The following is a 20,199-nucleotide window of genomic DNA, read 5'->3' as shown; positions in this document are numbered from 1 at the left end:
GGTATGACCACGCCCGCGCGATTCGTCGAATGGCCCTGCCCGACAGCCGATGACGGCACACGTGCGGAAGCCGCGCTGGTGTTCGAAGGCGGGCGCGAGAAGCGGCTGGTGGTCCTGCCGCCCCTTTTCGAAGAAGCGAACAAGCTGCGGCACCTGATCGTGGAGGTCATGCGACGGCTCGATTCCGCGGGCATCGACAGCGTGCTGCCCGACCTGCCCGGTTGCAACGAGAGCCTCGCTATCCTGGCAGAGCAGACGCTCGACGGTTGGCGCGAAAGCGCAGCTGCGGCGGCCCGGCATTTCCGCGCGACCGCCGTGCTGACGGTCCGCGGCGGCGCGCTGCTGCGGCCCGCAGGGCTTCCCGGATGGGACTACGCACCGCAGGATGGCGCGAAAATCCTGCGCAATATGGTCCGCGCGCGAATCATCGCCAGCAAGGAAGCGGGCGATGCCGAGACACGCGAAGAGATCGAGGCCTTGGGCAGGAGCGAAGGGATCGCACTTGCCGGATGGCAACTGGGTGCGCCCATGTTCACCGCGCTGGAGCAGGCCGAGCTGGCACCGCGCGAAGAAGGCGTCGCCTTAATCGACCAGGAAACCGTCGGCGGGCGTCCCCTGTGGCTGCGGGCGGAGCCGGACCATGACGCCGCCCAGGCCAACGCGCTCGCCGCGACCATCGCCAACACGATGAACCATCCTGTATGAAACGCCTGCACCTCACCTTCGCCTGCGAAGGCAGCACGCTGGCGGCCACGCTGGACACCGCGCCGCTGACCACCGGGCTGCTGCTGGTGAGCGGCGGCAACGAGATTCGCAGCGGTGCCTTCCGTGGACAGGCGCGGCTGGCACAGACCATTGCCAAGCGCGGCTTCCCCGTCTTCCGCTACGACCGGCGCGGGGTCGGTGACAGCGAGGGCGAGAACCTCGGCTTCGAACAGTCGGAGCCCGATATCCGCGCCGCGCTGGAAGCATTCCGTGCGATCACCCCTCAGGTGAACCGCGTGATCGGCCTCGGCAATTGCGACGCCGCCAGCGCCCTGATGCTGGCGGGTGGCGCGGGTTGCGACGGGCTGGTTCTCTCCAACCCGTGGACTATCGAAGACGACGAAGACGGCACGCCGCCGCCCGCTGCGATCCGCGCGCGCTACGCCGAAAAGCTGCGCAATCCGCGCGAGGTTGCGCGCCTGCTGAGCGGCGGGGTCAACCTGCGCAAGCTCGGCGGCGGGCTGCTGCGCACGCTGCGCCCCGCCCCGGCCGCCAGCAACCTCGCCAGCCGCATGCAGCGCGAACTCGCCCGCTTCGACGGGCCGGTGCACATCCTGCTGGCGGAAGCGGATCGCACCGCACAGGTGTTCGACAGCGCCTGGCCGGCAGAAGATTCGCGCATTGCCCGCTGCAAGGGCGCCAGCCACGCCTTTGTCGAGCCGGAGTCGCGTGCATGGCTCGAAGCCCGAATTCTCGAAGCCCTGCGCGCCTAGTCGCGCAGGAACAGGCTCGCCAGTTCGACGTGGGTGGACCAGCGGAACTGGCCCACCGGGCGCAGTTCGGCCAGCCGGAACCCCGCATCGGCGAGCCGCTTGGCATCGCGCGACCAGCTTTGCGGATTGCAGCTGATATAGACCACGCGCGAGGCGGTGCTTTCGGCAATCCGGTCGATCTGGCTGCGCGCGCCTGCGCGCGGCGGATCGAGCAGGATGCAATCGAAGCGCGAGAGTTCGTCAGCCGTCAGCGGATCGCGGAACAGGTCGCGGTGGAGCGCATGGAGCGGCCTGCCCGATTGGCGCGCAGCGGCCTGGCAGGCGAGATGCGCGGCCCGGTCGGCTTCCGCCGCCAGCACCTTTGCCGGACCCGCGAGCGCGAAGGCGAAGGTCCCCAATCCCGAAAACAGGTCGGCGATGGTGCGCGCCTCGCCGCACCAATCGCGCGCAGCCGCCAGCAGTGCCGCCTCGCCATCGTCGGTCGCCTGGAGGAACGCGCCGTGAGGGAAGCCGACTGGCACCCCGCCGAGCGTGATCGTCGCCGGCTGAGGCTCCCACACAGGCTCGGGCCCGAAGCCCTCGTCGATAGAGAGGCGTGCCAGCGCGTGATCGCGGGCGAATTCGAGCAAGGCCTCGGTCTGGGCGAGATTTTCGGCGGAAATGCCCTTGATCTCCACGGCCACGCCGCGGTCGATCCGGGTCAGCTGGATGTCGGCGGCCAGCTTGCCCGGCCACTGGGCCAGCAAGACGCGCAGGGGCGAAACCAGCGCGAAGAGCTCGGGCGCGAGGATGTGGCATTCGGCCATGTCGACGATCCGGTGCGAACCGCCCTCGCGAAAGCCGATGACGATCTTCTTGCCCAGCCGCGCAGCGTGCAGCGTCGCCCGGCGACGGCTGCGCGGCGGCGAAAGGTGCGCGGGGGCGAGCGTCTCCGCCTCCACCCCCTGCGATTCGGCCGCGAAGGCGACCCGCTCCCTCACGAATTGCGCCAGCGCGGTCTCGTCCGCCATCTGGAGCTGGCACCCGCCGCATTGCGGGAAGTGGCGGCATGGCGGGTCGACATGATGCGGGCCGGGCATGATCGTGCCATCGGGCGCGATCTCGTCGCCCGGCACGGCGCCCGCGATGTGGCGGCCGCTTTGCGTCAGGCCATCGCCCTTGGCGGCGATCCGGACGACGGTGTCGCTCACAGCGCTTCTCCCAGTGCCTGATGGACCGACTCGGCCAGCATCGCGGCGGTAAAGCCGGCTCCGGCGAGACGCGCGGCACGGCCATGCAGGTGTACCGCCTCGCACGTCCCGCTAAGTACGTCGCCCGTCACCGCGAGCCGCGCGGCGCAGATCCCTGCCAGCACATCGCCGCTCCCCGCGACCGAGAGCCAGCGCGAACCGGGCGAGAAGAAGCGCACCCGATCGCCCGCTGCGAGCACGGTGTCGGCACCTTTGGCGAGCACGGCGGCACCGCTGGCTTTCGCGAGGGCCGTCGCACGCTCCCGTTTGGTGTCACCGCCCACCTTGAAGGCGTCACACAGGCGCGAAAGCTCGCCCTCGTGCGGAGTGAGAAGAATGGCTTGGTCGCCACCGCGCAGCATGTCGGGCGTCAGCAGATGCAGAGCATCCGCATCGAGCACCATCGGCTTGCCCGCAGCCAGCGCCGCCGCGAGCCGCACCTCGGCTTCATCGTCGCGGCCCAGACCGGGGCCGACGAGCAGCGCGGAAATGCGATCGTCGCCCAGCGCATCGCCGAGCGGGGAATCGTCGCGCACGAGGTCCGGCGAATGGCCGGGATGATCGTGATCGCTCATCCATTTGACGTACCCCGCCCCCGCCAGCGCGGCTGCGCGCGAGGCGAGCAGGCCTGCGCCCGGCATCGCGCCGCCCACCACCGCGACCAGCCCGCGCGTATATTTGTGCGCATCGTAAGCTGGCGTGGCGAGCGGCTGCGGCAGCGACAGGTGCATTGTTCCACCCCGGTCGGGCACCCCGATCTCCACCAGCCGCACCGCGCCGAGCTTGCCGAGAGCATCGCCCGTGAAATGCGCAGGCTTCCAGGCGCCGAAGGAAAGCGTAAGGTCGTAGGCCGGCAGATTGTCAGGCCCGCTCCCACCGTCCGCATCGACCCCGCTCGGCACGTCGAGCGCGACCGCGAGGCGGTGCGCAGCGCGCAGCCCTGCCAGCAGCGCGCGCAGATCCTCGGACAGGGGACGCGAGAGACCGATGCCGAACAGCGCATCGACGAAGACCGCGCCGTGCAGCCCCTCGCCATTTTCGCGTACATCGCCATCGAAGGTGCTTGCAGCCTGTCGGGCCTGCTCGGTCTTGGCCTCGATTGGCGCCACCACCTGAACGGGCACGCCGCGCGCTTTGAGCGCAGCGGCCGCGACATAGCCGTCGCCGCCATTATTGCCGGGGCCGCACAGGATCGTGACCGGATTGCCTGCTGCGAGCCGCGCGATCCACTCGGCCGCGCCCTGCCCGGCGCGCTGCATCAGCGCCCATTCCTCCACCCCGCTGTCGAACAGCGCCGTTTCGGCATCGCGCATCTGCGCAGTGGTGAGGACCTGCTCCGGCGCGCTACTTGCGGGCGGCGGGGAAGCGGTATCGGTTTCCGGCGAGGGCGATTTCGAGTGTGTCACCCGCGAGCGTTTGCGCCACTGTGTCCGCGCCTGCAACCGCTGCGAGGCCTGCACCGTCCGGCAATTGCTCGAACCGGCGGAAACCGCCATCGGGATGGATTACCGCCAGCAGCACCGCATCGTCCATCGTTTGGCGTTCCACGCTGCAGGTGCTCTCGAAATTTTCGGCGCCATCGAGCGCGCAGGGAATGGTGAAAGGGCCAGGTCCGGCCGCGGTGGCGGATCGCGCGTCGGCAGAGCCATCGGGCACGGCCTGCGCGTCGCATCCGGCAATCGCCAGAGCCAGCCCGGCAAGGCAAAGGGCACCGACAATTCGCATCTTCGTGGCCCTTTCCGCTTGCGCCTGCCGGGGGCGGCTTGCCCTCGGCTTCGCCCGGCCCGGCTTGATCGTCTCCTGCGACCCGGAGAGCCGCCGGTGCTAGCGGCAAATGGTAATTATTGCGTTGCCACGATCAGATCGTGCCGAGAACGGCCTGCAAGTCCTGTGCGACCTGCGCGATCCGGTCTGCCCACACGGCCTGGTGGCTCTCGCGCGCGACATGATCCTGCCGCAGCTCGATCGTCAGATAGGGAATGCCGTTGGCTTCCGCATGGCGGTCCATCGTGGCGTTGAGCTGCTTGCCCGAATAGGGCTCGTTATCGCCGACGGTGAAGCCCATATCGGTGAGGGAATCGATCGCGACGCGCGCCGCGCGATCGTCCTGATTGTAGAGCAGGCCGATATCCCACGGGCGCTGCTCCCCGGTCGAGGCCATCTGCGGCGTGAAGCTGTGGATCGCGAGGATCAGCGAAGGCTGGGTCTCGGCCACCATCTGCGCGAACGCCTCGTGATAGGGGCGGTGATAGAGCGCCGTGCGCCGTTCGATATCCGCGCCGATATTGCCGGGAATGGTGTGCCCGTCGCTGGTGATTGCGACGAGGCCATCGTCGCCTTCGTTGCGATGCAGATCGATCACCAGGCGGCTGACCTGCGCGATCTGCGCCGCGATTGCGTGCTTGCGCGCCAGCCGCTCGGCCACGCCTGCCGTCCCGATGTCGATCGCGATATGCTCTTCCATCAGCTCTGGCGGCAGGCCGAGCTCGATACCCTCGGGCACAGCGTTGCTGGCGTGGTCGGCGATGGCGATGACGCCGCCGCGTGTGGGAGTTCCAATGCGGATGAAGGGAGTATGCGCTTCGTTCATGCGGTTCTATCTAAGAACGCTCGTCATCCTCCACCACCCCGGCTGTCGTAAGGCGATCTCCCGCTCGGCCGCGTCACGCATCTCGGCATCCTCATAGAGCGCGAAACAGGTCGCGCCCGAACCGGACATGCGCGCGAGCAGCGGCGAGGTCGCACCAAGCGATCGAAGCACCTGCGCAATCGTCGGGCAGATCGAGATCGCGGGCTGTTCCAGATCGTTGCGCCCCTGCAACGCGATCTCGCGCGCGGTGCCCTGTGGCAGCGGACCGCGATCGAACTGGTCCCATGCCGCGAATACCGGCCCGGTCGAGAGCGCGATGCGCGGATTGACCAGTAGCACGGGCGTACCCGCGAGATCGTTTTCGAGCGGGGCAAGCTCCTCCCCCACCCCGCGCCCGACCGCCATTTCGGAGCGCACGCAGGCAGGCACATCCGCGCCGAGTTCCAGAGCACGGCGCTGCCAGTCGTCGGGCAGGCCGTAGCGCTGCTCGACCAGCCTGAAAACGGCGCCAGCATCCGCCGAGCCCCCGCCGAGCCCCGCCGCGACGGGGAGGTTCTTTTCGAGGGTGATGGATAGGCCGTCAGGATGCGGCAGCGCATTGAGCGCGCGCGCAACGAGGTTGTCCGCATTATTCCTGCCCTCTTGAGGGGAGAGGTTGGGAGGGGGGTGCGCTTCGGTTGCTGCGGCAGAGCCCCCACCCCCGGCCCCTCCCCCAACGGAGGGGAGCGAAGGTTGGAGCACATCGGCGAACTCGCCGACCACCTGCAAGCTATCCGCCTCCGCAGGCAAAGCACTCAGCACATCGCCATGCTCGCAGAAGGCGAACAGCGTCTCCAGTTCATGATAGCCATCCTCACGCCGCCTGCGGACATGCAGCGCAAGGTTGAGCTTGGCGTAGGCGGTTTCGTTCATTCCCCTGACTGGCTTTGGATAATTATACGGTCGGCCATCGCCTCATTTGCCAGGAAATCAATCATATCCAGCAAGGCATCGGCAGAAGCAGTTCCAAAGTCGACTGTGAAATACCAGAGATCACCAGTGTTTTCGATTGGCGTTACTGAATGAATTGCGTTCGCAACCCGCAGAGGATCGGTCGATTCATCTGCGATGTCTAACAAATGCGTTACAAACGCCTCAAACTTATTCAGGTCCTGAAGCGGTCGGTCGAAGGCGATCTGAACTGAGCACCAGGTAAACGGGTAAATCTCAATACGGACCGGACCGAGTTGAAAGCCCCGTGCTGCGGAACCTGAGGCCGGATCAAGCCAAATCTCATGGAATACCGGCGAATTGTCGTCGGTTTTGGACACCAGGTCGGCGCGGAGATATCTGTAAGGGTACGGCAATGTTTCGGTGTTCACCGCGACCAGCAGTTCCCGGACTACATCTTGGGGGGAAGACGCGAAGTCAGCGACAACAGATTCAAAGTACGCAACATACCGATTTCGTTCGGCTTCAATAAGCGAGACAACGGACATTGATCATATTCCCCGGCCAACGATCCACGAGATAGATCCGGCGTTATGCGAACCGCTCTGTCCAGCCTCACATATTCGGATAGTTCGGCCCGCCGCCGCCTTCGGGCACGGTCCAGACGATGTTCTGGTTCGGGTCCTTGATGTCGCAGGTCTTGCAGTGGACGCAGTTCTGGGCGTTGATGACGAACTTGTCTTCGCCCGTATCCTCGTCCGTCACCCATTCGTAAACGCCCGCCGGGCAGTAGCGCTGGGAGAGGCCGGCATAGACGCCCAACTCGCTTTCCTTCTGCAGCTCCATGTCCAGCACCTTGAGGTGCTTGGGCTGGTCTTCGGCGTGGTTGGTGAAGCTGTAGGCCACGCTGGTCAGGCGATCGAAACTGATTTCGCCGTCGGGCTTGGGATAGACGATCGGATCGTGCAGGTCGGCGCGCTGCGTGTGCTTGTAGTCGGGGGTGTGCTTAAGAGTGAACGGCAGGCCGATCTTGAGCGTGCGCATCCACATGTCGATGCCCGCCATCACCGTGCCCAGGTCGCCGCCCAGCTTCGCGATCGCGGGCTGCGCGTTCTTCACCTTCTTCAGCTCGGTCGCGATCCAGCTGGTCCGCACCGCCTCGTCATATTCGTCGAGCTGGGTGTGCTCCTTGCCTGCAGCGATCGCTGCAGCGACGCTTTCGGCGGCCAGCATCCCGCTCTTCATCGCGGTGTGGCTGCCCTTGATCCGGGGCACGTTGACGAAGCCCGCCGAACAGCCGACCAGCGCGCCGCCCGGGAAGGCGAGCTGCGGCACGCTTTGCCAGCCGCCTTCGTTGATCACGCGAGCGCCATAGGCCACGCGCTTGCCACCCTCGATGATCGCGCAGATATCGGGGTGGTGCTTCCAGCGCTGGAATTCCTGGTAGGGCGAGAGGTACGGGTTGGCGTAATCGAGCGCGACCACGAAGCCGAGCGCAACCTGGTTGTCGCCGATATGGTAGAGGAAGCCGCCGCCCCAGCTGTCATTGTCGAGCGGCCAGCCCTGCGTGTGGATCACCCGGCCCGGAACATGCTTCTCGGGATCGATTTCCCACAATTCCTTCATGCCCAGGCCATAGGTCTGCGGCTGGCAATCCTTCTCGAGGTCGTACTTCGCCTTGAGCTGCTTGGTCAGGCTGCCGCGCGCACCTTCGGCGAACAGCGTGTACTTGGCATGGATTTCCATGCCCGGCTGCCAGTCGTCCTTCTTCGAACCATCGCCAGCGATGCCCATGTCCTGCGTCACCACGCCGGCGACTGCGCCATTATCGTCGTACAGCACTTCGGCGGCCGGGAAGCCGGGGAATACCATCACACCCATGCCCTCGGCCTGCTCGCCCAGCCAGCGGGTGAGGTTGGCGAGACTGCCGGCATAGTTGCCCTTGTTGCTCATCAGCGGCGGCATCAGCGCGTGGGGCATCGGGAACTTGCCGTTCTTGCGCAGCATCCAGTGCCAGTTGTCGGTCACCGGGACTTCGCCGATCGGGCAGTCCATATCGCGCCAGTCGGGGAACAGTTCGTTCAGCGCCTTGGGATCGTGAACGACGCCCGAAAGGATATGCGCCCCGATTTCGGAGCCCTTTTCGAGTACGACGACTTCCAGATCCTCGTTGATCTGCTTCAGGCGGATGGCTGCGGAGAGCCCGGCGGGGCCTCCACCGACCACCAGCACATCGCACGGCATGGATTCACGTTCGCTCATAGTGCCCTCAATGCCCTTTCCCGGCAGTATTCTCGTTGCTTCCGACTTGATTGCCTGCGCGCCACAGGTCAAGACCCCCCTCGGGATGCCCCAAATTTCCTCCGAACCCAACGCGATACGCGAAGCCTTCTCCGCCACGCTCGACTGGTGGCGCGAAGCGGGCGTGGAAGAACACGTGTCGGACGCCCCCGACGGCTGGCTGCGCAAGCCCGAAGCCGCGCCGGATCCCGCCGCTGCCGTAGCGGAAGCGCCGTCCCCCACCCCGGCTGACGCACCAGCACCCGCACACGCTCGCGGAGCGCTGTCGCGATTCCTCGATGCCGAAACGCAGGGCGCGCATCCGGGCGATCCGGAGCACTGGCCCGACACGCTCGATAATTTTCATGGCTGGTGGATGGAGAGCGACACGCTCGATCCGCCCGGTGCCTATCCGCGCATTGCGCCGCGCGGGACCGCCGGGGCGCAGGTCATGCTGATCGTCGACCAGCCGCTGGCGGATGATCGTGAGGCGCTGCTCGAAGGGCCGGCCGGAACGGTTGCCGCCAACATGCTGCGCGCGATGGGCTTTGCGCCGGACGCACGCTATCTCGCCAGCATCCTGCCACGCCATAACCTGCGGCCCGACTGGGAAGCGGTCGGCGAGGCGGGATACGGCGCGCTGCTGCTCCACCATATCGGGCTGGTGCGCCCGGAACGGATCATCGGCTGCGGAAATCGCGTCTGGTCGCTGATGGCACACGCTGCGGCGCAGGAACCCGCTGTGTTAACCACAATCGAATCCGGCTCTGCTAAGGCAGCGGCCTTCGCGATACCGGACTTGCAGACCCTCCTGCGCAGCCCGGCAAAGCGCGCACAGACCTGGAACAGATGGCTCGACTGGACCGAAAAGACCCGATGAATCGCATCCTCATCCCCCTTACCGCCGCGCTCGCCACCCTGGGCGTCGCGACGCCCGCGCTCGCCCAGAACGGCAGCGTGCCGACCGCGGCGGACTATTTCCGCGCCCGCGCCGCCAGCCAGAATATCCCGCAGGTCCTGAACGAGGCCGACCGGCAGTTCTACGCCCGCGTCTTCGCCGCGCTCGAGGATGGCAACTGGAACGACGTCGAAAGCCTGCTTGCCCAGCGGGGTGACGAACCTCTCAAACTGGTGGCGCTGGCGGAATATTATCTCGACGCGAACAGCCCGCGGATCGAATTGCCTCGACTGCAGGAATGGCTCGCCAAGGGGAGCAGCCTGCCGCAGGCGCAGCAGATCACCGACCTGGCGCTGAAGCGCGGCCTGATGAGCGCGCCCTACCTGCCGCAGGAACAGAGCTTCGTGCCGCAGGGCTATGCCAGCAAGCGCATCCTGCCGCGCGATATCGACGACGGGACGATGCCCGGCGATATCAAGGCGGCGATCCTCGACCGGATCAGCAATGACGATCCCGACGGTGCCCGCCAGCTGCTCGACGGGGTGGACGCGGGGCTCAGCAGCGAAGCGCGCGCCGAATGGCGGCGCCGCGTCGCGTGGAGCTACTACATCGAGAACAACGACGCCGCCGCGCTTGCGATGGCGCGCACCGTGCGCGAGGGCAGCGGCCCGTGGGTGCCCGAAGGCGACTGGGTGATCGGCCTCGCCTCGTGGCGGATGGGCGATTGCGCGACCGCCGCCGACGGGTTCGAGCGCGCGGGCGCGAGCGCGATCAACCCCGAGCTTGCGGCGGCCAGCTATTACTGGGCCAGCCGCGCCTATATCCGCTGCCGTGAGCCCGAAAAGGCGACCGAGCGGTTGCGCGGCGCGGCGATGATGGATGAAACGCTCTACGGCATGCTCGCCCGCGAACAGCTCGGCCAGCAGCTGCCGCGCGCAGGCGAGACGCCCGACCTGAGCGAAGCCGACTGGCGGACCCTGAACGGGGAAGCGAACGTGCGGGTTGCGGTCGCGCTCGCGCAGATCGGGCAGGACGACCTCGCCGACGAGGTCCTGCGCCACCAGGCCCGGATCGGCGATCCGTCGGAATTCACGGCGCTCTCGCGCCTCGCGCGCGAACTGGGCCTGCCCTCCACACAGCTGTGGATGGCGCACAACGCCCCGCGCGGCGGCCGGCCGGATCCGGCACTGCGCTTCCCCGTGGCGCGGTGGGAGCCGGTGACCGGCTGGCAGGTCGACCCCGCGCTCGCCTACGCCCACGCCCTGCAGGAATCGAACTTCCGTGCCGCCGTGGTCAGCCCGGCGGGCGCGCGCGGCCTAATGCAGATCATGCCCGCCGCCGCGCAGGACCACGGGCCGAGCCTGGGCGTCAGCACCAATCCACGCTCGCTCAACCAGCCCGAGGTCAACCTCGCCTTTGGCCAGCGGCACCTGCAGATGCTGCGCGACCATTCCTACACCGAAGGCAAGCTGCCCAAGATCATGGCCGCCTATAATGCCGGCCTCACCCCCATCGGCCGCTGGAATACCGAGGTCCGCGACCAGGGCGACCCCCTGCTCTACATGGAATCGATTCCCTATTGGGAAACGCGCGGCTATGTCGCGATCGTCACGCGGAACTACTGGATGTACGAGCGGCAGGCGGCCGCCCCCTCGCCCAGCAGGCAGGCGCTGGCGATGAACCGCTGGCCGGGCTTCCCCGAAGCGACCCCGTCCTCGCAACGCTTCACGCAGCGCTGACCGGGCGATGGCAATCGACGAAAGCCGCGAGTTCACCCCCATCGGCATCGCGCTGGTGACGGTATCGGACACGCGCGACCCATCGACCGATACCTCGGGCGATCTGCTGGAGGCGCGTGTGCGCGATGCCGGCCATATCCTGATCGAACGGACGATCAGCCCCGACGACGCGCATGAAATCTACGAGCTGCTACGCCGCTTCATCGCCAGCGTCGATGTCGATTGCGTCATCACCACGGGCGGCACGGGCCTGACCGGGCGCGACGTGACGCCCGAAGCGCTCGAGCAAGTGAAAGACAAGGACATCCCCGGCTTCGGCGAGCTGTTCCGCTGGATCAGTTACGAGAGCATCGGCACCTCCACGATCCAGAGCCGCGCCTGCGCGGTGCTCGCGGGCGACACCTTCATCTTCGCCCTGCCCGGCAGCAATGGCGCGGTGAAGGACGGGTGGGACAAGATCCTCAAGGACCAGCTCGACAGCCGTCACCGGCCCTGCAACTTCGTCGAGCTGATGCCGCGCCTGCTGGAACGATAGGCGCAAGGGGGCGCTCTTCAGACAAGCCCCATGCCCGATATCCAGACCCTCCCCCTCCCGTGGCTCGGCGCTCTGTTCGTCGCGAGCGCGCTGTTTATCGCGTATTTCGGCAGCAAGATGGCCGCCATCGCAGACGTGCTGGCCGATCGCACGGGCCTCGGCGAAGCGTTGATCGGCGCGGTCCTGCTGGGCGCGGGCACGAGCATTTCGGGCATCGTCACCTCGATCACCACCGCAGCAGGCGGCGCGCCCGAGCTTGCGGTGTCCAACGCCATGGGAGGGATCGCCGCGCAGACGATGTTCCTAGCGCTGGCGGACATATTCTATCGCCATATCAATCTGGAGCACGCGGGCGCAAGCACGGTGAACCTTGGTCAGGCGACCGTGCTCATCATCCTCTCGGTCATGCCGATCATGGCCTACGCCGCGCCGCAGGTCGCGTTTTTCGGCATTCACCCGGTCAGCCCGATGATGATCGCGGTCTATCTGATCGGCCTGCACAACGCGCATTCGATCCGGCAGGAACCGATGTGGCAGCCCAAGGAAACGCCGGGCCTGCGCGTCGAGGCCGACGATATCGAGAACGACCCGCGCTCCACCCCGCTGCTCGCCAGCCTGTTCGCCGGACTGGTGCTGATCGTGGGCGCATGCGGCTGGGTGGTCGGCGAAAGCGGCCTGGCGCTGAGCAGCGAGCTGGGCATTTCGCAGGGCGTGGTCGGTGCGCTGGGCACCGCGATCGTCACCTCGCTTCCCGAACTGGTGACCACCATCGCAGCCGTGCGGCGCGGCGCGCTGCAACTTGCGATCGGCGGTATCATCGGCGGCAACATGTTCGATGCGCTGTTCGTCTCCGCTAGCGATATCGCCTACCGCGACGGCTCGATCTATCACGCGATCGGAGAGCGCACACTGTTCTGGATGGCGCTGGTCTGCCTGATGACCGGCGTACTGCTGCTGGGCCTGCTGCGCCGCGAGAAGCAGGGCCCCGGCGGGATCGGTTGGGAATCGGTCCTCCTGCTGGCGCTGTGGCTGGGCGCGGCGAGCCTGCAGGTGGCGCTGGGCTGAATTGCCCGCGATGGTTTGGGCTTGCGGGCGTTTTTCGAGAGTCTGGTTATGAGGCAGCTCGCCCCGAAAGCTGCCAGTACGCTCACGACCCCGTTGCGGACGTTCGAGATTTCGATCAGTCTCAGCGAATGACCCCTAAGGAAGCAAATGAGCAGAACCTCGCGCACAACATTGGCTGCGCTTGGTTGTCGCTTGGCGTCAACGCTCTGCTCATGGGTCTTCTCGCACTAAGCTTTGGGCAGGGACCGTATTCCTGTGCCGAACAAGAGCTTTGGTATAGATACGGATCTCTCGGCTTTTTTGTGGTTGGGGCGGTCTTGCCCGGAGTAGCCCTTTTCGTTTTCCGCCGTTTAGGCTGGGCTGTCCAAGCTTCCACAGCATGGATGTTAGCCGTCCTTCTTGCTTTTGTATGGTTCGTGGTCATGTCGGGCGGGGGCGTGTGACGGGACTCAACCGATGTCCGCTTGCCACCCAAAGTGAGACATCGAACCGACTCACGCGAAAGCCTGGGAGCTGACGCGTGACCCGCAGATTGCGGAAGCCATCAAAAATCCGGGTCGACTTGCGCATCTGTTCCCTCTATGTTCCTGCGTATGGAACGGGTCAAAGGCAGAGGGGCACAGAGCGGCGACGTATCCGCCCGCTTCGGCCTCGCCGTGCGTGAGGCGGATGGCGACTGGCGCGATGTGGCCGAAACGCTCGATGGCCCTGCCCCCAAGCTGCGCACCGAAGTGACCGTGGAGCATCCGCGCTCGATCCTCAGCTTCAACCAGTCGCCCGACATCGGCTTCGACCGATCGGTCAACGCCTACCGGGGATGCGAGCATGGCTGCATTTACTGCTTCGCGCGACCCACACACGCTTACCTCGACCTTTCCCCCGGGCTCGATTTCGAGAGCAAGCTGTTTGCCAAGCCGGACGCGGCGAAGCTGCTTGCCGAAACGCTGGCCAAGCCAGGCTACCAGCCACGCCCGATCGCGATGGGGACCAACACCGATCCCTATCAGCCGATCGAGGGCCAGTACCGCATCACCCGCGCGATGCTGGAAGTGTGCCTCGATGCGCGCCATCCGGTGACCATCACCACCAAGTCCGACCGGGTGCTGGCCGATCTCGACATTCTCGAAGAAATGGCGCGTAAAGACCTGATTGCAGTGGCGATTTCGGTCACCTCACTCGACCCGGCACTGTCCCGCCTGGTCGAACCGCGCGCGCCTTCCCCGACCAAGCGGCTCGCCGCGCTGGGTACGCTCACGCATGCCGGCGTGCCGACCCATTGCTCGATCGCGCCGGTCATCCCCGCGATCACCGACGACGCGATGGAAGGCATCGTTGCGCGCGCGGCTGAGCTGGGCGTGACCTCCGCCGGGTGGATCCCACTGCGCCTGCCGCACGAGGTCGCGCCGCTGTTCCGCGAATGGCTCGACACCCATTTCCCCGATCGCAAGGACAAGGTGATGTCCATCGTCCGCTCGATCCGCGACGGGAAGGATAACGACCCCGGCTTTTTCAGTCGTCTGAGACCCAGCGGCGTGTGGGCGGACCTGTTCCGGGCCCGCTTTCGCGTGGCCTGCAAGCGTGCCGGGATCGGCGATGGCAAGGCGAAGTTCGAACTCGACTGCTCGCAGTTCCGGGCGCCGATGGTGGATGGGCAGATGCGGCTGTTATAGGCTGGTTGGCTCGACAGGGCATCGCGACAACTGGTCGCGGCCGTCCGTGCAGCGTGCATGCAGAACAGCTATCGACTTTGGCAGGTTGCGAAGCGCCGGTTTCCAAGAGCTTGGCACGCTGTCCTACAGAGCGCGGGCCGGCTATAACCCGACCCGCTCTTTGACAGTGTCGGTTGTCGCCGTTTTTCGCGTTTCCCGGCCGGAGCCTTTTAAGCCTTAGACAGTGTGTCAGGTGTGTCAGGGCAGCGCGTGATCCGCTCAGCGGAAGCTCGATCCTGCGCGCTCCTAGCAGCTCGGAGTGACATCGGCCGTTCCGACGTCACTCCCCGTCGGGGAAGAATCGTCCGGCGATCGCCCATGCGGGCCGCGCGACCATCAGCAGGCAGCCGAGCCCGACGATGCTCATCACGGTGGGGGAGAGGAAGTCGGAGCCGCGCACTGCGGTCAACGCCAGCGTCATGATCAGGAACACGGCCATCGCGAGGCCGATCCCGATCATGATCGCAAATCCGTGCCGCAGCGTCACGCCCCCGCCCCTGCCCGCTTCAGGATGCCGACGCCAGCACGCCCTGCGCTTCGGGCAATTGGTAATCGGCGAAGCGGTCGCGCAGGTCTTTCTTGCTGATCTTGCCGGTGGCGGTGTGCGGGATGTCGTCGACGAACTCGACTGCATCGGGCAGCCACCACTTAGCGACGTGATCCTCCAGGTAGTCGATCACGTCCTGCGCGGTGCAATCATGCCCTTCCTTCCGGATGCAGAAGAGTACCGGGCGCTCGTCCCACTTGGGATGGTACATGCCGATCGCCGCAGCCTCGGCGATCGCGGGATGGCCCGCAGCCGCATTCTCCAGCTCGACCGAGCTGATCCATTCGCCGCCCGACTTGATGACGTCCTTCGTGCGGTCGGTAATCTGCATCGTGCCATCGGGGTGCAGGATCGCGACGTCGCCGGTGTTGAACCAGCCGTCGGCGGTCAGGGCGTCCTCCTCCGCCTTGAAGTAGCGGCGGATGACCCACGGACCGCGGATCTGGAGCGCGCCCGAGGCTTCGCCGTCGCGCGGCAGGACCTTGGCCGGATCGTCGAGGTCGACCGTGCGCAGCTCCACCCCGAACACGGGGCGGCCCTGCATCGCGGCCTTGTCCACCTTCTGGTCGAGCGTGAGGCTGTCCCAGTCCCAGGTCGGCCCGCCGAGCGTGCCGATGGGCGAGGTTTCGGTCATGCCCCAGGCATGTTGCACCCGGATTCCCGCCTCCATCAGGCGCCGGATCATGAACTTGGGCGCGGCCGATCCGCCGATGGTCGCCGCACGCAGCTTGGGCAGCGGCCGGTCGTTCGCGTCGCAGTGCTGGAAGGTCGCGAGCCAGACGGTGGGCACGCCGGCGCTGTCGGTCACGCCCTCGCGATCCATCAGATCGCACAGCACGCCAGGATCGTTGATCGCGGAGAACACGAACTTGATGCCCGCCATGCCGCCCGCGAAGGGCAGGCCCCAGCTGGCCGCATGGAACATCGGGACCACCGGCAGCATGACCGAACTTGCGTCGAAGTTGAACGCGGGCGGCTGGATCGCTGCCATCGCGTGCAGGACGGTGGAGCGGTGTTCGTACAGCACGCCCTTGGGATTGCCGGTCGTCCCGCTGGTGTAGCACAGCATGCACGGGTCACGCTCATCGACGCTGGCCCACTGGTAATCGCCGCTTTGCGCGCCGATCCAGTCCTCGAAGCTCTGCACATCCGCGCCTTCGGCCGGGTCATAGCAGATGTAGTGCTCGATACTGGTCCAGCGGTCCTTCATCTGGTCGACGATCGGCTGGAAGGCTGCATCGTAGATCAGCACGCGATCCTCGGCGTGGTTCGCGATGAATTCCAGCTGGTCCTCGAACAGGCGCGGGTTGATCGTGTGCAGCACGCCGCCCATCCCGGCGACACCGTACCAGCTGACCAGATGGCGCGCGTGGTTCATCGCAAGGCTTGCCACCCGGTCGCCCTTCTTGATGCCGAGCGCTTCGAGCGCCTGGGCCATCTTGAGCGCATCGCGGCGAATGCCTGCCCAGTCGGTCCGGGTTTCGCTGCCGTCCGCCCAATGGGTTACGATTTCGCGATTGGGCGTTTCGCGGGCCGCATGGTCGATCACATGGGTGACCAGCAGATCCCAGTCTTGCATCGCTCCGAGCATAAATCCTCTCTCTTATCGTGTCTTTTGCGGAGAGAATGCGCAGGTTGAGCCCTCGCCGCAAGTGCGGAGGGGGAAAAATCAGGCCGCGCGGTGCAGCTTCGGGCCGGTCTTCGGGACGAGGGCGATATTGTAGAGCCCCTCTATCCGGGAGAGCGCCTCGGCAAGTTTGCCATCGACCTTGTAATCATGGCCTAGCCGCAGGACCGGACGCTCCTGCGTGCCGAGATCGAGCGCGACACGCACTTCGCCGTGCCCGGGCGGCCCCGGCTGAAGAGCGAGTGCGAGTTCGCCCAGTGCAGCTTCTGTCTCGACATCGAGCGTCAGGAGCATCCGCTGCCCGCCCTCGATCTGGGCGAGCGGGCGTGCGCCGCGGATGGTAATGCGTGGCGGCTCGTCCGGCGAAGGCGAATCCAGCTCTACGGTCAGCAGCACGCAGGTGCTTTCCTGCGCCCACTTGGTGAACTGGGAGACGAGGCTTTCCTCGAAACACGCGGCGCTGAATTGGCCCGACGTATCGGAAAAGTCCGCCCGGATGAAATCCTTGCCCCGGCGGGTCTGGCCCCGCTTCGCGCCTTCGACCATGGCGGCGATCACAGCGCGGCTGCGCCCCTCGCCGGCCGGTCCGCCGCCCTCCATCAGCGATGCATAGCTGCGCGCGCCATTGGCGCTGGCGACGTCGCGGAAGCCTTCGATCGGGTGGGCGGAAAAGTAGAAGCCAAAGGTCTCGCGCTCCTTCGCCATGCGTTCGGCGCGCGGCCAGTCGTCCGCCTCCTTCATTCGCATGCGCTCGCCCGGCGTATCGTCTCCGCCGAACAGGCCCTCCTGCCCGCTGCTGCGTTCGCGGATGGCAGCATCCGCCACTGCCAGCAGCAGATCCACATTCTCTGTAAGCTTGCCGCGATTGGGCTCGAGATGGTCGAACGCGCCCGCCGCGATCAGCGCTTCGAGCTGGCGCGAATTCATCGCCCCCTTCGGCAGGCGGCCGAAGAAATCGTCGAGGCTTTCGAACCAGCCATGCGCCTCGCGCTCGGCGACGACCGCTTCCATCGCCTTTTCGCCCACATTGCGCAGCCCAGCGAGGCCGTAGCGTACGGCATAGCCTTCGTCCGTCCGCTCCACCGTGAACTCGGCTACGGAGCGGTTGAGATCGGGCGGCGCCACCTCGATCTCGTTGCGGCGCGCATCGTCCACGAACAGCGCCAGCTTTTCCGACTGGTCCATGTCGAAGCACATCGCGGCAGCGTAGAATTCTTCCGGATAATGCGCCTTCAGCCACGCGGTCTGGTAGGCGAGCAGCGCATAAGCGGCAGCGTGCGACTTGTTGAAGCCGTAGCCGGCGAACTTGTCGATCAAGTCGAACAGTTCGTTCGCCTGCTGCGCCTCGATGTCGGAGACCTTCTTGCAACCTTCGACAAAGCGTCCGCGCTGCTTGTCCATCTCCGCCTGGACCTTCTTGCCCATCGCGCGGCGCAGCAAGTCGGCGTCACCGAGGCTGTAGCCCGCCAAGATTTGCGCGGCCTGCATCACCTGTTCCTGGTAGACGAAGATGCCGTAAGTCTCTTCCAGGATCTCCGCGAGCTTCGGATGCGGGTACTCGATCGGCTCGATCCCCGCCTTGCGCTTCCCGAACAGCGGGATGTTGTCCATCGGGCCAGGCCGATAGAGCGAGACGAGCGCGATGATGTCTTCGAACTTGGTCGGCTTCACCGCGGTCAGCGTCCGGCGCATGCCTTCCGATTCCAGCTGGAACACGCCGACCGTGTCGCCCCGCTGCATGAGGTCGTAGACCGCCTTGTCGTCCCAGCTTATCGTGCCGAGATCGCACTGGATGCCGCGCTTGCCCAGCAGGTCGACCGCCTTCTGCAGCACCGACAGGGTCTTCAGGCCGAGGAAGTCGAACTTCACCAGCCCCGCGCCTTCGACCACCTTCATGTCGAACTGCGTCACCGGCATGTCCGAGCGCGGATCGCGATAGAGCGGCACCAGCTCCGCCAGCGGGCGGTCGCCGATCACCACACCCGCGGCATGGGTTGAGGAATTGCGCGGCAGGCCCTCGAGCTGCATCGCGAGGTCGACGAGGGTCTTCACCTCGTTGTCGTTGGCGTATTCGCCCTTGAACTCGGCCGCGCCATTGAGCGCGCGGGGCAGGCTCCACGGGTCGGTCGGATGGTTGGGCACCATCTTGCACAGCCGGTCGACCTGGCCGTAGCTCATGTCGAGGATGCGCCCGCAATCGCGCAGCACGGCGCGGGCCTTCATCTTGCCGAAGGTGATGATCTGCGCGACCTTGTCGGCCCCGTACTTGCGCTGGACATAGCGGATCACTTCGCCGCGCCGGGTTTCGCAGAAGTCGATATCGAAGTCGGGCATCGAAACGCGTTCCGGGTTGAGGAAGCGTTCGAAGAGCAGGCCGAGCCGGATGGGGTCGAGATCGGTGATCGTCAGCGCCCACGCGACGAGCGAGCCTGCGCCCGAACCGCGCCCCGGCCCCACCGGAATGCCCTGATCCTTGGCCCACTTGATGAAGTCGGCAACGATCAGGAAGTAGCCGGGAAAGCCCATGTTGGTGATGATCCCGACTTCCTTGTCGAGCCGGTCGTAATAGACCTGCCGGTCCTCTTCGGAGAGATCTTCATAAACCGACAGCCGCGCATCGAGGCCGCGCCGTGCATCATCGGCCAGCATGCGCACCTCGCCCTCGATATCGCCGGCGAGACTGGGCAGGATGGGCGCGCGTTCGGGCGGCGCAAAGGCGCAGCGCCGCGCGATGACGAGCGTGTTGGAAAGCGCTTCGGGCAGGTCCGCGAACAGCTCCTGCATCATCGGCGCGGACTTGACGTAAGCCGCCTTGGCCGAGCGCGGACGATCCTCTTCCCACAGCTTGCGGCTGTTCGCGATGCACAGCATCGCATCGTGCGCCTTGTAGAAATGGGGCTCGGCGAAATTGGCGGGATTGGTCGCGACCAGCGGTAGATCGCGCGCAAAGGCAAGGTCGATCAGCGCCTCTTCCGCCGCGACCTCGGTCGCTTCGCCGCGCCGGGCAAGCTCGATATAGAGCCGGTCCGGGAAAAGCCCTTCGAGCCGGTCGAGATAGCGTTCCGCATGGTCGCGCTGTCCTTCGGCGAGGAGTTGCGTGACCGCCCCCTCGCTCGCGCCGGTCAGCGCGATCAGCCCATCCGTATGCCCGTCCAGCGCATCGAGCGCGACGTGCGGGATCTGCTCCAGCGGGCGGTCGAGGTGCGCCGCGCTGACGAGCTTGCACAGGTTTAGCCAGCCCGCATCATCCTGCACGAACAGCGGCAGGTGGTCGATCGCCTCGCTCCCGGGCCGCGCCACGCCCAACAGCGCGCCGACGATCGGCTGGACGCCGTTATCGATGCAGGCATTGGCGAAAGGCACGCTGCCGTAGAGGCCATTGCGGTCGCACATCGCGATGGCGGGGAAGCCGCGTTCGGTCGCCAGCTTGGCGATCGCCTTGGGTTCGATCGCCCCTTCGAGCATCGAATAGGCGGACAGGACGCGCAACGGTACGAAGGGGGCGAAGGCCATGGGATCAAGCTAGCAACGCGCGTGGTCCGTTCAAGCGAGCGCGGACATCCCGGCGGGGA

The 20,199-nt window shown here is 66.2% G+C and carries 17 protein-coding genes; 7 read left to right on the top strand and 10 right to left on the bottom strand.

Translation table 11 applies throughout. The annotated features are described in order from the left end of the window. Positions 1-3 precede the first annotated feature (3 nt). Complete coding sequence (locus ACYQ0L_RS00665) at positions 4-705, top strand: alpha/beta hydrolase family protein (RefSeq protein WP_459787000.1); 702 nt, start codon at positions 4-6, stop codon at positions 703-705. Then, positions 702-1,478, top strand: coding sequence for a hydrolase 1, exosortase A system-associated (locus ACYQ0L_RS00660; protein WP_459786999.1), 777 nt, complete (start codon positions 702-704; stop codon positions 1,476-1,478). Before ACYQ0L_RS00665 ends, ACYQ0L_RS00660 begins: the two co-directional genes overlap by 4 nt. Here ACYQ0L_RS00660 and ACYQ0L_RS00655 read toward each other — a convergent pair. The 7 genes from ACYQ0L_RS00655 to ACYQ0L_RS00625 all read right to left on the bottom strand — a co-directional run bounded on the left by ACYQ0L_RS00655 (position 1,475) and on the right by ACYQ0L_RS00625 (position 8,489). Then, positions 1,475-2,668 (bottom strand): class I SAM-dependent RNA methyltransferase, encoded by a 1,194-nt coding sequence (locus tag ACYQ0L_RS00655; protein ID WP_459786998.1) that lies wholly within the window; start codon positions 2,666-2,668, stop codon positions 1,475-1,477. The two genes, ACYQ0L_RS00660 and ACYQ0L_RS00655, sit on opposite strands and share 4 nt — an antisense overlap. After that, on the bottom strand, positions 2,665-4,113 hold the full coding sequence (locus ACYQ0L_RS00650; protein WP_459786997.1) for an NAD(P)H-hydrate dehydratase: 1,449 nt from the start codon (positions 4,111-4,113) through the stop codon (positions 2,665-2,667). Before ACYQ0L_RS00650 ends, ACYQ0L_RS00655 begins: the two co-directional genes overlap by 4 nt. Beyond that, entirely contained in the window at positions 4,052-4,432 is a 381-nt protein-coding gene (locus ACYQ0L_RS00645) for a hypothetical protein (protein ID WP_459786996.1), read from the bottom strand. Before ACYQ0L_RS00645 ends, ACYQ0L_RS00650 begins: the two co-directional genes overlap by 62 nt. Positions 4,433-4,565: 133 nt before the next feature. Next, positions 4,566-5,297, bottom strand: coding sequence for an N-formylglutamate amidohydrolase (locus tag ACYQ0L_RS00640; protein WP_459786995.1), 732 nt, complete (start codon positions 5,295-5,297; stop codon positions 4,566-4,568). A gap of 6 nt (positions 5,298-5,303) precedes the next feature. Then, positions 5,304-6,209 (bottom strand): 4-(cytidine 5'-diphospho)-2-C-methyl-D-erythritol kinase, encoded by a 906-nt coding sequence (locus ACYQ0L_RS00635; protein ID WP_459786994.1) that lies wholly within the window; start codon positions 6,207-6,209, stop codon positions 5,304-5,306. Next, entirely contained in the window at positions 6,206-6,775 is a 570-nt protein-coding gene (locus ACYQ0L_RS00630) for a hypothetical protein (protein ID WP_459786993.1), read from the bottom strand. Before ACYQ0L_RS00630 ends, ACYQ0L_RS00635 begins: the two co-directional genes overlap by 4 nt. A 67-nt stretch (positions 6,776-6,842) precedes the next feature. Further along, the gene (locus ACYQ0L_RS00625) at positions 6,843-8,489 is read right to left on the bottom strand and encodes an electron transfer flavoprotein-ubiquinone oxidoreductase (RefSeq protein ID WP_459786992.1); all 1,647 of its coding nucleotides are present in this window, start codon (positions 8,487-8,489) and stop codon (positions 6,843-6,845) included. 85 nt (positions 8,490-8,574) lie between these two features. Between ACYQ0L_RS00625 and ACYQ0L_RS00620 the strand changes: the two genes are divergently transcribed. From ACYQ0L_RS00620 to ACYQ0L_RS00600, 5 genes are all read left to right on the top strand, one after another. Next, entirely contained in the window at positions 8,575-9,387 is an 813-nt protein-coding gene (locus tag ACYQ0L_RS00620; protein WP_459786991.1) for a uracil-DNA glycosylase family protein, read from the top strand. Continuing rightward, positions 9,384-11,144: a transglycosylase SLT domain-containing protein gene (locus tag ACYQ0L_RS00615; protein ID WP_459786990.1), complete on the top strand. Its 1,761-nt coding sequence runs from the start codon at positions 9,384-9,386 to the stop codon at positions 11,142-11,144. Before ACYQ0L_RS00620 ends, ACYQ0L_RS00615 begins: the two co-directional genes overlap by 4 nt. A gap of 7 nt (positions 11,145-11,151) precedes the next feature. After that, complete coding sequence (gene moaB, locus ACYQ0L_RS00610; protein ID WP_459786989.1) at positions 11,152-11,679, top strand: molybdenum cofactor biosynthesis protein B; 528 nt, start codon at positions 11,152-11,154, stop codon at positions 11,677-11,679. 30 nt (positions 11,680-11,709) lie between these two features. Further along, on the top strand, positions 11,710-12,744 hold the full coding sequence (locus ACYQ0L_RS00605) for a sodium:calcium antiporter (protein ID WP_459786988.1): 1,035 nt from the start codon (positions 11,710-11,712) through the stop codon (positions 12,742-12,744). A 593-nt stretch (positions 12,745-13,337) separates the two neighbouring features. Then, positions 13,338-14,414 (top strand): PA0069 family radical SAM protein, encoded by a 1,077-nt coding sequence (locus ACYQ0L_RS00600; RefSeq protein WP_459786987.1) that lies wholly within the window; start codon positions 13,338-13,340, stop codon positions 14,412-14,414. A gap of 319 nt (positions 14,415-14,733) precedes the next feature. Here ACYQ0L_RS00600 and ACYQ0L_RS00595 read toward each other — a convergent pair whose 3' ends face one another. From ACYQ0L_RS00595 to dnaE, 3 genes are all read right to left on the bottom strand, one after another. After that, positions 14,734-14,940, bottom strand: coding sequence for a hypothetical protein (locus tag ACYQ0L_RS00595; protein ID WP_459786986.1), 207 nt, complete (start codon positions 14,938-14,940; stop codon positions 14,734-14,736). A gap of 19 nt (positions 14,941-14,959) precedes the next feature. Then, a complete protein-coding gene (locus ACYQ0L_RS00590; RefSeq protein ID WP_459786985.1) occupies positions 14,960-16,591 on the bottom strand; it encodes a long-chain fatty acid--CoA ligase in 1,632 nt (543 codons plus the stop codon). Between the two features lie 78 nt (positions 16,592-16,669). After that, a complete protein-coding gene (dnaE, locus tag ACYQ0L_RS00585) occupies positions 16,670-20,140 on the bottom strand; it encodes a DNA polymerase III subunit alpha (RefSeq protein ID WP_459786984.1) in 3,471 nt (1,156 codons plus the stop codon). Between the last annotated feature and the right edge of the window lie 59 nt (positions 20,141-20,199).

The organism is Alteriqipengyuania triglochinis, from assembly GCF_054655655.1.
Note: the sequence above shows the minus strand (reverse complement) of the source record. Positions and strands in the feature narration are given on the sequence as shown.